The sequence below is a fragment of the Planctomicrobium limosum genome (genome assembly GCF_051465645.1).
Classification (GTDB): Bacteria; Planctomycetota; Planctomycetia; order Planctomycetales; family Planctomycetaceae; genus Planctomicrobium.
This window is the reverse complement of record NZ_CP195790.1, coordinates 1,418,086-1,432,856: the sequence shown is the minus strand read 5'-3', so window position 1 is coordinate 1,432,856 and position 14,771 is coordinate 1,418,086. Positions and strand designations below refer to the sequence as shown.

Here is a 14,771-nt window from a genome sequence, read left to right as displayed (position 1 = left end):
AGGAGATTGCTGCACAAAAGGAGTGTTCCCCGCTCGGAATCCACCTCAGGCTCTGGTGAACCGTGGGCCGCACCTCCTCTGTCGCATTCCGTCACGGGGGCCAGTTCTTGCGAACCCCCGCGACGAAACACTCCGACGGCGACGGTGAACCGCAAAGCCAAGAGGGAACTGGTTAAAGCCCGAGTCAGTCAAAGATCATTGGCCGTAGCTGGTATCCACATCGACGCGCGGCTCTAGAAGTTCTTCGACCAGTTCTTCGGCGAACGGAGAAATTGGACGGCAGAGGTTGAGTGTCTCCAATCGGTCCAGCAGCGGCCAATCAGCCAGGAGACGGATGTCCGATTCCACGAATTCGACATCCCAGTCCTTGTCCTCTTCGTCATCTGGTTTGTCTTCATAAGCGGGATGCAGCCAAATGTCGAAGGACATCAGCCCGATATATCACAGGATGCTCTAGCCATATGGTGAGCCTCATTGTTCGTGATCTTCAATGGGATGCGATTGCTTAAGGACTGACATAGCTCAGATCAGATTTATCGAATGAACTCAACCGTTCTCCGTCGTCAGCGAGACGGACCGCCAATTCCCAAACATTGTCTTCTTCAAGCTCAAACCCAGGGCCAGCGACCTGAATCGCTTCGTCAACAAAGAGTTGTGCGATTTGACCAGCCAGTACATCAGAACTTGCCAGGTTCCGAATAACACCGTCTTCCGATGCAACTGCCTTCGCTTCTGCCAGAATGCCAGCCAAGGCGATTTGCGCGCGTTCGACGTGAGTGAATCGAGGACGACGCACCGGAGTGTTGCCCCACCATTCACCCGCCGCATCTTGCTTTAGGCAGGTATCGAGCGTAGCCAGGAAATTCGCCCGCCACGCTCTAAAGCAATGTCCACCTTCGTGATAAGCCGTCTTTTCCTTTTCATCCACTGCATCGTCCTCCCCACCAAGCTGGTTTGTATAGTAACCCGCATTTTACTGCCGCACGGCTTCGAGGCTACTCTCTGCTTGAAACGACGGCAAACCAATGAACGCAATGTGGCCGATGGACAATTGCAATGCGAGTGCTCTGGTTCCTGTCAGAAAAAGTTCAATTGCCGTCTTGTCACCCCGACTTGAATATAAAGGCTCGTTATATTCGTTTATCTCCGTCTGAAGGCATGCTGCCAGTAGTCCAATGTGGTGGAAGTTTGTCAGCGAAGCCCAGCAAGCGGAGTTCGCTCTCCCGTTGAGCGATCGATTGAAACGCATACCTCAGCGGACGGAGTCACCAATCCTAGAATCTGCCAGCTAAAAAAAGGTCCCCGGCAAGGAGGGGACGGGGCACGAGTGGACTGGAGTCTCTCTCATCCTTTCGAATGAATGAGACCATTTTCATTCTTCGCCCCACTAAGGAGGCGAATGTCGATTGGAGCCTTTCTTAGGCTCTCGGTGTCGTTGAATTTCGATTGCGATCGTTCTGGCCAGAAGTGTCAATAACTTGTCCAGAATGATCTCTTTACTGTCGTTACTGGAGGGGAGCGAGTTCGTAGACCTTTCAGGCATCATTTCTCCTTGTGAAGGAACGAAAAAAGCCCGGCCACAGATTGTGGTCGGGCTCGTCACTTAAATTCATCTGACCGGTATTATTCAGTTGGAAACTTCGGTGTCTCATATCCCGGTAACGGGGAGTGGCGGAACCGCGGATGTTTGTGTCGGCGATAGCGGTTTCCATGTTCAATCGGCTGGCGAACTGGGTAGTAAGGATCCGTACGCCCGAGTTCCACCATCCGTTTCGTCAAATTGATTGCATTGGTGATCACGGGTTGCTTGACCCCTAATGTCTGAGCGACTTCACGCTGCTTCTGTCTCGACACCAGATCAAGGATTTGCTCTCGGAAACGAATCCTCTGTGGCATCTCGAACAAATCAACCACAATGATACGAGTTAACGAATCCCATCCAAAGCCGCCATCACTTTGAGGTCGATTTAGCAGTCCCCCCAGATGAAGAGTCACCGCTGCCCGAAGCACTGGCCTCCCTCCATCAAGGGGTTCATAGGCATAGCAATCGATTCGGGGAATGAGCCGTCGCATCAATCGCCCGAATTCTTCGGATTCCAATGCCAGCTTTTGAAATTGCACTCTTGCCAAGGTGCGTAACTCCTCTAATTGAGGAAGTTCGACTTTGGGGAGATGCTGCCTCTCCACTTGATCTTGTTCTACTCGCAACGCTTTCTTTTCCCGTTCCAGTTGAGTCATTTCGCTCTGCAAAAGGGGACTGGGGCCATATTCCCGCAGCGCGCGTCGCAGGTTTTCTTCATCTCGCGCCAGCTTGATCTCACGTTGTTTGAGATCTTTCAACGACTGGTCCTTCGCAGCCTGGAGGTTTGTTGTTTCCTGTTGAATCCTGGCGACGAGTTCCCCGTCATAGTCGGGCCAGTTTTCGATCTCGCTAAGCACCGCAGCAGCGATTGACCGGGCCGCGACTGCAAAATGACAGGATACTACATTCCAACAGAGGTGTTCCTGAGAGCCGTGGCAAGCCAAGTAGTCCTTGCTGCCATTGCCGCCGAAGATCAAGACGCGTCCGCAAAGACCGCAGGTGAGATGTTGGCCGGGCCAGCGCGTTCGTTTTCTCGGGACGTTCGCGCGGGGATCTCGCCCATTCACTCCTTTGCGGTGACAGTACTGGTTTTTCTCTGTCAACATTCGAATGACACGGTCGTAACGCTCGGCTTCGATGAACGCCAAGTGGGGACACGATCGCTGCAGCAATTCTTCCGGTTCCGCTTTCGTTGTAGCCCGGATTCCACTGGAATTCTTCCGAATTGACTTGCGTCGATTCCGTTGCCGAATGCCTTTGAGCAATGGGTTTCGCGTCACAGTCCCGACGAGACTGCCGTCCCATTTCGATTTTCTCCAGCATGCTGGACCTGTTGGAATCCCGGATTGATTCAACCAGTCCGCAATTTCAGCAAAGGATTGTCCCTCTTCGAGACGTCGAAACCACTCCTCGTAGACCTTCACGGCAGTGGGATCCTTAGTGCACTCCTCGTCTGTCGCACGGGAGTGCGGCTTGATGTAGCCGTAGGGCAAGGTCTGAACAACACCGCCTTGTGTAAAACGATTTCTCAGACTCCGCCGAATCCGCTTTGCGGTGTCGCGGTTGTACGCTTCGTGTCGCATCACTGCGAAGAAGGAATTGTTCTGCCAACCGTCAACTCCCGTGTCCACATGATCGTTTAGGGCAATGACGCGAGTACCGAAATCTCCCGCCTCCTCACACAACAGGTGGGCGTGAACACGACGGCAGATCCGACCGAGATCTTCACAGAGAACGAGGTCGAATTCCCCTGTGGAAATCTGCTCCACTAGTTGCGTGTACTCAGCCCGGTTCAGACTCTCGCCACTCCCTTGTCCAGAGATGACATGGAGGTCGTAAGGCTCGGAGACATTCTGCCGAAGCCAAGTATGGTAGAGGGCTTCCTGGTCAGTGAGGCTCTCCTCGTCCTGATGAACCGTGCTGATGCGGCAGACACCAATCACCCGTAGGGTGTGGCCATTTTTCGGGACGAACTTTTCTGTACTTTGGAGCATGGGAAGCTCTCTCCATTGCGGAGGCACCTCCCTCAATCGAATTGGCACAGTGCGTCAATCAGCTTGATTAACGCTGAGTAACCTTGAGCATCTCTGATTTCTGGTGATTAAGCGTAACTTCCTACCGAGAAAAGGCTTCGTGTTGAAACCCGTTCTGTCGCAATAGGTTACACAATCCCCAAAGTAGTCTCCCAGGATTCTGGCGATGACGCGCGCGCTCAAGCTTTTTCCGCATCCCTGAACCCCAGCCAGCAGCACTCCGCGCGGATTCGAGATTCCTCGGGACTTCGCTTCTGACGTGAACGCGTTGGCCCGTTGTTGAACCCACGTTTTGAGGCCGTCAAGTCCGCCGATCGCATCGAGTCCTTCGTCGAGATCGAAGAATTCAAGAAGATGAGACCCCTGAATCAGGTGACGCTTCTCCGCAACGAGCAGGGGAAGAATGTCGTCGTTGAATTCATCGATGTCCGAGAAGACCTTCGTGAAAGCGCGCATCGCTTCCGCCTCGGTCAGACCAAGAACGGCTTGAATTAGCCGATCTTCCTGGCGAGGCGATAAATGATCGATACTCCCGTTCTGCAGCGACGAAACAGCAGATTGAAGCGTTCCACGGAGTTCGTCCGGCCCCGGTAACGGCATCTCCAGAATCGTAAGCTCTTTCTGAAGTTCCACAGGCACGGAGTCAATCGGAGAAATCAGCAGTAGCGTTTTCTTCTGAGCGGCAAGAACCGGAATCAGGTCCCGTAACTTTCTCGTGACCTCTGGCTGACTCAAAGATGAGTGCAGGTCTTTGAGCAGAAACAGGTGCTCGTTTGGGTAGCGTTCAATGAGCGAGAGGAACTCAACGACATTCGGGGGGCTGTCGTTGTTGCCAAGACTGGGGCAAGGGCCAGCAGTGAGACTCCATGTGACCAGTCCCCGTTCAAGTTCCAGCGCGAGATCAGCGAGGAGGTTTTCCCAGCGTCGCTCTTCGTGAGTTCGAAGCAGAAGGATTGGGTAACCTGACCGAATACGTCTGCTCAGATCCTGCAATGTTGCAGTTGTCGTCATGGGAGAATTCTCAACGGATGCAGAAGTCGGTGCCGGGGATGGCGCAGAATCGTCGCAGTCAATGCGCATGTTCTGCCAGTGTGATTGTTCGCGCGCAGGTGCGATGTTCACGGTGAAAACGAATCTGGCAGAACAACATCAACAGGATCGTCAGGAATTGGTTCGAAGGGAACCGCATTTGCCGAAATTATTCAGAATCGTTTTATAGAACGAAATCTCCGTTGCAGTCACTGAAGGGGACGCGCAACGGAGGAAATGTGAATTGGGTCCGGCAAGTGGGCCCCATAGAAGTTGTGTCGCTTCAATCTTCGAAACGAGAGGCCGATCACATATTTTCGAGTTGCTGCTGGTTGTTTGTCCAAATGCTTGCAGTTGTCGTTCCAAGCGTCTGAATCGCAACGAAACAAACCATCAGAATGAAGGCGAGCATCACTGCGTATTCGACTGAAGTTGGCCCGCTTTCATCCTGTGAAAACTTGGTGATTGCGTTCATGTTTGAAGGTCCAAGCTGGAACAGAAGAGGTTTGCCCGCGCATGTGACTCCGTCAGGAATGGAGATTCTTTTGAAGTTGAAAATCCAGTTTTGCCCGTGTCGCAGCGTTTTCATTGGTCGAAGCAGCAGTGGTGGTCACTTGTGCGCACATTTCGGCCGATGATTTTTAACCCTACGCCAATAATCTGTGTCGTCAAAAACTTTCATGTCAGAATGAATCTTCTCAACAGAAATTTCTACTGGAAGATCTTCGCACGCTCTATTTCGAGAGAATCTGCTGGATTCCCTCAGTCATCGCCTCCAGAGTTTCCTCCAGACTGCCCTTGGCGAACGGGGTTTGCCAGACTGGGTAGACGTCGCGAGTGTAAAGGTCCGCTGGCGGAAGATAGCCTAATGATCCGTTAATCAGGTTCATGCAAATCAGTGTCGTTTGCGGGAAGCGACGACGGAGTTCCCTTTGCAGAATGGAATATCCTTCGCAGCAACTGCCGACCAGAATGACGTCACCTATCTTCCACACGGTGAGAGGAAGGTGGTATTCGTTTCCGTCTCCCAGTGTTCGACGGATGTCGCGTTTTCTTCGCAGGCGTTCCTCCAGAGACCGATCCGTGCACGCCTGTCGTTGCTGTTCGAGTTCGTCGGCAGTCGGCCAGTCCTTCAATGGAAGATCAACGGCGACGTCGATCGTCAGCAGGCTTGTTGACGCTGTGGCTGGTTCATGCTTCCAGACGGCGAGCGGCGCACCGGATTCGACTGTTCCTTGAAATCGCAACTGCGTGCCAGCAGGTTCCATCCCGTTCAATGTTGAGAGCGCTGCGTAACCCAGTTCCCGCCCGTGCGTGTCTGCAACATTCGTGTCGCCGACGTATTGATATCGAGGAGCCAGTTCTCCACACATGCCTAATAGAAACAAGGCTGGCGCATTGGTCGCGGTCTCAATCGACACGCGCATCGCACCAATATAATCAGGCGAGATCGCTTTGTTCTCCCATGCCAGCGTCGTGGGATGGCACGCATAGTTCACAATTGTTGCCAACTGCTGGCCTGATTGGCCGGTCACACGTCCAACGACAAGTGTGTCGTCAGGAACGCCATCAGGCGAGAACCCGCAGAGTGTTCGATCCGTCCCCGGTGCCGGGTCGATCAGGTCACGTACGGTTGCTAAACCGCAACGACCTGTCTGCCAGTCGAGCGTTGCTTCAATCGCGTTCGCTTCTGCCGTGCGAGCGGTTTGAATCGCAGTATTCAAAACGTCTTCAGTCCACTTCTTCAGAAGATCCATGCCTGGCAGCGAATCATCCGGGGACATCAACGGAGGCCCGGCGTGTGTGTGACTCAACGCAAAGACAAGTTGCTCTGGCTGGACGTTCAACGCCTCCAGCAGACAGGAATGGAAATGAGTGAAGGTCTCTGGCGTCTTCCACCACCCGAGATCTCCTTCAATCAGAATCATGCGAGAGTCGTCAGTAATGGATTTCAAGACCATCGCTGTCAGGGTCAACGGGCGATGAATTGACTCTGCAACATCATGCTTCGCAGCTCCCCAATTGCGACTGTAAATTCCAACAGGAGGAGTGATGTCGCCGCGGGAAATCCCAATTCGCCCATGAAATGCTGGATGGCGATAGGTCAGGGGAGCACTGGATGACATCGCTGATTTCTTTCCGTCTCGAAGCGTTTTTGACAGGATGTTTCTTGGAAGATGTTTCTTGACGACCATCTCAGTAAGCGTCTTGCTTTCCGGGAGTCGCAATCGTGCAATCTTCCCGGAACCAGGTTGGCCCGAAACCAGGCTGACGTTGAAAATGGCTTACCAGTCTCCAACGGCTCCATCGCGGTAGAAGACGCGTTGCGCAACTTCCTGCTGGAATGGATGTTTTCGGACTTCTTCTTCGTTGATAGTCACACCCAGACCCGGTCGCGAGTTGGCTTTCACCGTGCGAGTCGCTTTATCGAGGACATAGCCTTCATCAACGACATCATGTCGCCACGGAACGTCTTCGTGAACCGATTCGCAGATAATGTAGCTCGGCTGCGAGAACCCGAATTCCAGTGAGGCAGCTGTACTCACAGGCCCTTGCGGGTTGTGTGGTGCCAACGCAATTCGATAAGCATCTGCGAGGGCGGCGATGCGTCGAGCTTCGGTGAATCCGCCGCAGTGGGTCAGGTCCAGCTGGCAGATTTCACAGCCTCTCGCTGCAAATAAATCGCGGAACGCCACCAGATGCGTGAGTCGCTCACCGGTGGCAATTGGAGTTGTCACCGCCGCGTTGATGGCTGCAAGTCCTTCAATACTTTCAGGCCAGCATGGTTCTTCAAAGAAGTAAAGCCCGTATTGATCGAGTGCTTTTGCGAATTGCATTCCCATCGCCGGTGAAGGCCGGGCATGGCAATCGACCATGATGTCAATGTCGTCACCGACTGCATCCCGCATTGCGGCCACGCATGCGTCTGCCGCCTTGATGGCCTTGAGTCCTTCAATCGGCATCGTGGGGGGGACTGCCATCGACTTGAATGCGGTGAATCCCTGTGCAACTGCTTGTCGAGCCAGATCCGCAAAGCTCTGTGCATTATCGACGGGGGTCTCGTAAAAGCTTTCAAGATTGCCGCCACCAAGGTGACAGTAGAGTCGGATGGTGTCTCGCACCGGTCCGCCCCAAAGCTTATGGCAAGGGACGCCGTGAATTTTGCCAAGGATATCCCACAGTGCGAGATCGATTCCGGCGATAGCCGTCGAACGAATGATTCCGCTTCCATGCCAGAAGTGCTGCCTCCACATCATCTGCCAGAGATGTTCAATCGCCGTGGGATCTTCTCCGATCAGCAACTCGGAAAGGTCCTCAATTGCGCCAATCACTCCGCGGGTGTGCCACTCTAATGTTGCTTCCCCCCAACCAAACAGGCCGGGCTGGTCTGTGATGACCTTCACGAAGATCCAGTTTCGCATCCGTGCATGGCAGACCAGCGTTTCAATTCCGGTAATCTTCATGAATTGCTCAGGCTTTGCGTTGAGATTGGAATTCGAATTCAGAAATGAGGTCAGACTTCACAGTCGAGCAGCGGAACAGATGTGTTTTCTAAGTTGTTGGCTGCGAGGCGAAATTTGATTTTGTCGCCAGTGTAATTGCGTTTGTCGCCAAAGACAATTAAGATTTGATGCATGTCAATCGCGACTTACATTAAGAATGATCTGTCTGTACGTCTGCAAACTGGCCAGGAACTTCCGCCCCAGCTGACTCTGGATTCGCTGGCAGAGATGTATCAGGTGAGTTTTACGCCGGTTCGGACAGCGATCGCCGAGTTGATTCATGAAGGGCTCCTTGAGAAGGGAGCCAATCGGCGGTTGATTGCGACTGTTCCTCTGGGCGACAACGGGGCGCTGCCGAAAGCTCAGTCGTTACCACTCCCCCCCCAAGACCCTTATGATGTCATTGCGGCGGATCTGGTTCAGTCCAGTCTTGGAGGAAGGCCGGTTTATCTGCGTGAAGAATTGACGGCCGAGAAATACAACATCAGCCGGTCTGCGATTCGGAATATTTTTCATCGCTTGGCCGGCGAAAGTATTCTCGACCATATTCCCCGCCGTGGGTGGAGGCTCCGGCCGTTCAGGCAGGAAGACCTTCAGGCGTATGTTGAGGTTCGTGAGTCTCTGGAACTGAAGGCGTTGAAACTCGCTCGAAGACATCTTGAGTCTGATGTCCTTCAGAAAATGCTTGATGCAAACTTGTTTCCGAAAACAGATGTGGATTCTCCCCTCATCGACGAATCACTGCATGATTACCTGATCGAAATGTCAGGGAACGCATACATCCAAGAATTTTTTGTACGGCAGGGACGCTATTATCGGTTGTTGTTTCAGTGGGAAGATCACGACCGCGCGGCGGCCATCGAAACCGTTCGCCAACATCGAGAGATTCTCGTTTCGCTGCTGAATAAGAATTGGGCTACAGCAAGAAAGCAGCTTTCGCATCACATTCTCAATAATCACCCGATCTTGAATCGCCTTGAGGAACCTGTGGACCAGCAGGCTGAGTGACCCGGAATGAAAATGGGAGCAGTGATTGTCATGGCGAGAATCAGGTCGGTGGCAAACTGGCTGTTTGTATCCAAGGTGAACAGGGGACGTCAGGTGTCTCTTCAATCGGCAACAGTCTCATCGCAGGGAGCACCGATTCCGTCTGCGTATCATCGCCGCTTCTGCTCGCGAGCGATTCTTGGAATCTTCTTTGGCGTTGCCGTCAGCGTTGCGATTCCTTCTGTGCTGCTGGCGGAAGATCGGGTTGACTATCTTACTCAGATCAAGCCGCTGCTGAAAGAACGCTGCTATGCCTGCCATGGGGCACTCAAGGAGGCGGGAGGACTTCGACTCGATACAGCACTTCATTTGAAAAAAGGGGGCGACTCCGGAAGCAGTATCGACGTGAAGGCACCGCCTGAAGAATCCGAGCTAATCAGTCGGGTTTCATCGACGGATTTGTCTGTTCGAATGCCACCGGAACACGAAGGTGAGCCTCTCAATGCCGCCCAGATTTCTCTACTGAAAAGATGGATTGCAGCCGGCGCTTCTGCTCCGGAAGACGAAGCCCCGGAAACGCATCCACGCGACCATTGGTCGTTTCGCCCGATTGTTCGTCCGGCGATTCCAGTGGTTGGCAATGCGAATTGGGTTCGCAACCCGATCGACGCATTCATTGCTCAGGGGCATCAAGAACAGGGGCTGAGACCGCAGGTTGAAGCGTCACGGCAAACTCTTTTGCGACGGCTTTCAATGGACCTGATCGGCCTCCCGCCGACCTTGGAAGAGATCGCCGCATGTGAAAGCGACTCCTCGCCGGAGTGGTATGAGAACACTGTTGATCGGTTGTTGAATGATCCTCGTCATGGCGAACGTTGGGCCCGCCACTGGATGGACAACTGGCGCTATAGCGACTGGTGGGGACTTGGGGCTCAGCTTCGAAACAGCCAGCGACACATGTGGCACTGGCGCGACTGGATCGTTGAGTCGTTAAACAACGACACCGCCTACGATGAAATGGTGCGCTTGATGCTGGCCGCTGATGAGTTGGCTCCGACAGACGCCAGCAAATTAAGAGCGTCCGGGTTTCTGGCTCGCAACTATTATATCTTCAACCGTACAAGATGGATGGATGAAACCGTCGAGCATGTCGGAAAAGGATTCCTTGGCCTGACGATGAATTGTGCCAAATGTCACGATCATAAATTTGATCCCATCTCGCATGTTGACTACTACAAGATGAAGGCGTTCTTTGAGCCGTACCAAGTTCGCGTTGATATGGTCCCTGGGGAACTGGACGTTGTGAAGAACGGCATTCCGCGTGCATTCGATGCTCTGTTGGAGGCACCGACCTATGTCTATGTTCGCGGGGATGATTCCAAACCGGATACCTCAGCCATCATTCCACCTGGGATTCCGGAAATCTTTTCTTTCGACAGCTTGGAGATCAATCCGGTCTCGTTACCGCCTGAGGCCTATCTGCCGGGGCGAAGAGAAGAGATTCTTGAAAGCCATGTCACCGCTGCAAAGCAACGTCTGCAGACCGCCAGCACGAAGTTGACTGCCGCTCAGGATGCGTTGAAGAGCGTCGAAAAACAGATGCTTGCTGCTGGCGAGAAGCAGGCCGCAGACCCGATGTCGGCAGGCGACGAAGGGAAGCAATACCAGATCGCAATCGTCGATGATTTCTCAACGCTGGATGAGTCGCGATGGAAGCGAATTGCAGGGACCTGGGTGCATGAACCGGGAAAACTGAAGCAGACGATTGACGGACCATCGCGATCCGTACTGCAACTACAGCAGCAGATCCCTCAGAATTTCGAAGCCAAATTTCGGTTCCAGACCTTGGGGGGAAGTAAATGGAGAAGTGTCGGGATCGCATTTGATACGGTGCTGGAAACTGCTGATGGATCGGATGTCAAAGTCGATGATCATAAAATGGTCTACATGAGTGCCGAAGCGACGGCCCCGAAACTGCAGGCTTCCTATCAGCACAATGCGAAGCAGCATTACCCCGGCGATGGTGCTCGACCAATGCCGATTGAGCTGAATCGCGAGTACACTTTGGTGATTCGGGTTCGAGACACGTTGGTCAACGTCTCTATTGACGGGAAGCATGTACTTGCCTGGCGAAGCCCCATCGCGCGACGAAACGGGGCGTTACAGTTGATCACATTTGATGCTCTGACGGTCTTTCATGAGTTCACACTCGATACGCTGAATGAAGACGTTGAGCTGACTGAGGCAGGGAACAAAGCCGGCAAAGCGCTGACAGCTTTGGAAGATGCTCAGGGGAAAGTTGCGACAGCAGAATCAGAGCAAGCGGTTGCCCAAGCTCATTTCGATGCTGTTCAGACGCGCGCTGCAGCAATGCGGTTCAATCCGACAGAGGAGCAGACTCCTGCCGCAGTCGCGGCGAAAAACTCGGCGATCAAAGCTGAGCGTCAGCTGGCGGTCGCCGAAGCACGACTGAAGTTCACGGCCTCTGAGGAGAGTCTGAAACGTGCTGTGGCAGATAAAAAGGATGACGAAGCAAAGAAGCTGAAAGCCGCTCAAGAGGCGCTCGACAAAGCCGTACAGGCCGCATCAGTCGAGATTCAGCCAACTGACAAATTCACACCTCTGGCAGGTGCTGAATGGGCGTCGACTCGATTTCTCCATACTGGTAATGACGATCCCAAAGTGGAGTTTCCGACGACAAGCACAGGACGCCGAACTGCTCTGGCAAATTGGATCACGGACCGCCGCAACCCATTGACTTCAAGAGTGGCAGTCAACCACCTCTGGACCAGGCACTTCGGCCAACCGCTCGTTTCAATTCCGTTCGACTTTGGAAGAAACACGCCTGATCCGGTTCACCCTGAACTGATCGACTGGCTGGCAAGTGAATTGATGGATCATGGTTGGAGTATGAAGCACATCCATCGCTTGATTGTCACGTCAAACACGTATCGCATGAGTTCTTCAATGGCGAACAGGGAAGTTGAAGCCGCTCAAGATCCAGACAACCGCTATCTGTGGAGACGCGTCCCGATTCGAGTCGAATCTCAAGCCGTTCGCGATTCGATTCTCGCGCTGGCAGGAACTCTTGATCCCGCGATCGGGGGGCCTTCAGTCCCAATGGATCAACAGGAAACGTCGATGCGGCGAAGCCTGTATTTCTTCCATTCGAACAACGAACGCAATCTGTTTCTCACCACATTTGATGAGGCAATGGTGGGCGAGTGCTATCTTCGTGAACAGAGCATTGTCCCACAGCAGGCACTTGCATTATCGAATAGTGCTCTTGTCAGTACCGCGGCCGAGAAGATCAGCCAACGACTTTCGAAGACGTCGGCTAGTGAAGCCGATTTTGTTCGAAACGCCTTCAAACTGATTCCTGGGTTTGTCCCGACGGCCAATGAGATGAGGGCTTGCATCGAGGCACTTGCTGCCTGGAAGAATCTGCCTGAGACTTCGGATGAGCAGGCACGAGCCAAGCTGATTTTGGTTTTGTTGAACCATAATGACTTTGTGACACTACGATAACTTCGAGAAGAACCGCGAAGGTCAATCGACCTTTTGCTGCACTGCTGCGGGGGACAACTCGACGTCAATGACGTTTGTTGTGTGCCGGGTGCAGACCGATCTGGAGACTGTCCGATGAGTTCAATCTGGCACCAACACATTCCACGGCGGACTTTTCTGGCCGACATGGGCATGGGATTCACCGGGCTTGCATTGGGAACAATGTTTAACCGGGAAGGGCTCGGGAGCAGCGGGACCACTCCAAACGGACAACCACACTTCACCCCTAAGGCCAAGAGCGTAATCTGGCTGTTTATGAACGGGGGAGTGAGTCAGATGGAGAGCTTCGACCCGAAGCCCATGCTGACGAAATATGGTGGGAAATCGATCTCGGAAACGCCATTCGCCGATGTTCAGGACCCGAAGAAGCTGGCGTTAGAGCGACTCGTTGCACCGGATGGAAACGGCAATCAGCGAAACAAGCTCTATCCGTTGCAAGTGGGATTCCAGAAGTACGGTGAAAGTGGAATTGAGGTCAGTGACTGGTTCCCGTATCTAGGTCAGCAGATTGACAAGATCTCTGTTGTTCGATCGATGTGGACGACTGACAGCAATCACGGGGCTCAAACTCAGTTCCATTCCGGGCGTCATTCCAACGACGGAGCGTTCCCGACGCTCGGGGCTTGGGTGCACTATGGTCTCGGGTCTCTCAATGAGAACCTCCCGCAGTTTATTTCACTGGGGACACGCGAGTATTGGAACCGTCGCGACGGCCATTATCTTGGCCCGGCGCATGATGCGGTTCCGCTGCGAATCGACCCGGCCAATCCACTCGACTTCAGTAAGCCGTCTCTGGTGAGATCAAAGGAATCGCAGGCAATCAGCCAGAACCTTGTCCGGGAACTCAATCAGATGCGAGGAGTTGAGTACCCTGAAGATCCTGCTTTGACGGCGAGAATCGCTTCATACGAACTCGCCTTTCGGATGCAGAGTTCGATTCCTGACATCGTTGATTTTTCAAAGGAGACGCAAGATACCCAATCGCTCTACGGTCTCGACAAGCCTGAGTGTCGCGAGTTCGGGATGCAACTGCTTGCGTCCCGTCGCCTCGTTGAGCAGGGTGTTCGCTTTATTCAGATTCAGCATGGGGGCGGTGGTGCAGGGGCCTGGGATGCTCATGGCGGTTTGAAGAGTAATCATTCCAAACTCTCCAAGGCTGTTGACCAACCGATCGCAGGGCTTCTGCAGGATCTCGACCAGCGAGGACTTCTTGACGAAACGCTTGTTGTCTTTGCAACAGAGTTTGGCCGCACTCCTGGCTCTCAGGGGGCAGATGGACGCGATCACCATATCTTCGGTTTCAGTGTCTGGATGGCAGGAGGCGGCCTGAAAGGTGGCGTTGTCCACGGGGCAACGGACGAGATCGGATTCCATGCCGTCGAAGACCGCCATTACGTCACCGACATCCACGCCACAATTCTGCATCAACTCGGTCTGGATTCGCGAAAGCTGGAGATCCCTGGTCGAAAGCGACTGGAAATTGATCACGGAAAGCCAATCAGCGAGATCATTGCCTGATTCTTAGTTGGCAAATGGACTTCTCCTTCGGTTGAATCACGATGAGCGAAAAGGGCGACCAAGCCGGTTCTTGGTCGCCCTTTTTCATTTGGATGTTCATCCCTTTGTTCTGAATGGTGGAACGGGCAGTCCTTGATGTGGAAGGTCGTCAGCGACATAAGCGGGTGTGAATATGTTATTCTGGCGGTGTCCAGTTCAAATTATCGATACTCCAAACGCGATTTCTTCGAAATCTTGCTGAATGCCACCTGACAAGGACCAAGGAGCGAAGCGATCAGATAAGTCGATCGTCATGTGGTGGTGTGGTGTTGTAAGTCATTGTGGTGAAGTGTGATGCAAAGAAGGTTACCTACGGACTGCTTTTAAGAAAGGGATCGTGATATGTAGATGCGAATCCGTGGCCGGCGTAACGCACCGACTGTTCTACACATCTAGAAATGCTTGGTTGACCAGCACTTTCATGGATACATATAGTTACACATGTGCGAACTAATGTTCATTTTCGTTTCGTTCGTCTGATTCGCACATTCATGTGAATGGTGTTTCGCTCAA

Annotated in this window: 10 protein-coding genes; 3 read left to right on the top strand and 7 right to left on the bottom strand. The window is 53.1% G+C overall.

What is annotated here, in order from left to right; all coding sequences use genetic code 11:
* Positions 1-195: 195 nt before the first annotated feature.
* From SH527x_RS05360 to dgoD, 7 genes are all read right to left on the bottom strand, one after another.
* Positions 196-429 carry a hypothetical protein gene (locus SH527x_RS05360; protein ID WP_437193624.1) on the bottom strand — a complete coding sequence of 78 codons (234 nt, stop codon included), beginning with the start codon at positions 427-429 and terminating at the stop codon, positions 196-198.
* 76 nt (positions 430-505) lie between these two features.
* Positions 506-928 carry a hypothetical protein gene (locus SH527x_RS05355; RefSeq protein ID WP_437193623.1) on the bottom strand — a complete coding sequence of 141 codons (423 nt, stop codon included), beginning with the start codon at positions 926-928 and terminating at the stop codon, positions 506-508.
* Positions 929-1,623: 695 nt separating this feature from the next.
* A complete protein-coding gene (locus SH527x_RS05350) occupies positions 1,624-3,576 on the bottom strand; it encodes a recombinase family protein (RefSeq protein WP_437193622.1) in 1,953 nt (650 codons plus the stop codon).
* A 54-nt stretch (positions 3,577-3,630) separates the two neighbouring features.
* The gene (locus SH527x_RS05345; protein ID WP_437193621.1) at positions 3,631-4,626 is read right to left on the bottom strand and encodes a hypothetical protein; all 996 of its coding nucleotides are present in this window, start codon (positions 4,624-4,626) and stop codon (positions 3,631-3,633) included.
* Between the two features lie 325 nt (positions 4,627-4,951).
* On the bottom strand, positions 4,952-5,119 hold the full coding sequence (locus SH527x_RS05340) for a Flp family type IVb pilin (protein ID WP_437193620.1): 168 nt from the start codon (positions 5,117-5,119) through the stop codon (positions 4,952-4,954).
* 259 nt (positions 5,120-5,378) lie between these two features.
* Positions 5,379-6,872: an alkaline ceramidase gene (locus SH527x_RS05335; RefSeq protein ID WP_437193619.1), complete on the bottom strand. Its 1,494-nt coding sequence runs from the start codon at positions 6,870-6,872 to the stop codon at positions 5,379-5,381.
* A gap of 57 nt (positions 6,873-6,929) precedes the next feature.
* The gene (gene dgoD / locus SH527x_RS05330) at positions 6,930-8,108 is read right to left on the bottom strand and encodes a galactonate dehydratase (RefSeq protein ID WP_437193618.1); all 1,179 of its coding nucleotides are present in this window, start codon (positions 8,106-8,108) and stop codon (positions 6,930-6,932) included.
* 171 nt (positions 8,109-8,279) lie between these two features.
* Between dgoD and SH527x_RS05325 the strand changes: the two genes are divergently transcribed.
* The 3 genes from SH527x_RS05325 (at position 8,280) to SH527x_RS05315 (ending at position 14,219) form a co-directional block, all read left to right on the top strand.
* Positions 8,280-9,155 (top strand): FCD domain-containing protein, encoded by an 876-nt coding sequence (locus SH527x_RS05325; protein WP_437193617.1) that lies wholly within the window; start codon positions 8,280-8,282, stop codon positions 9,153-9,155.
* A 6-nt stretch (positions 9,156-9,161) separates the two neighbouring features.
* Positions 9,162-12,662, top strand: a complete 3,501-nt coding sequence (locus SH527x_RS05320) for a DUF1553 domain-containing protein (protein ID WP_437193616.1) — start codon at positions 9,162-9,164, stop codon at positions 12,660-12,662.
* A gap of 114 nt (positions 12,663-12,776) precedes the next feature.
* Complete coding sequence (locus SH527x_RS05315) at positions 12,777-14,219, top strand: DUF1501 domain-containing protein (protein ID WP_437193615.1); 1,443 nt, start codon at positions 12,777-12,779, stop codon at positions 14,217-14,219.
* Positions 14,220-14,771 lie beyond the last annotated feature (552 nt).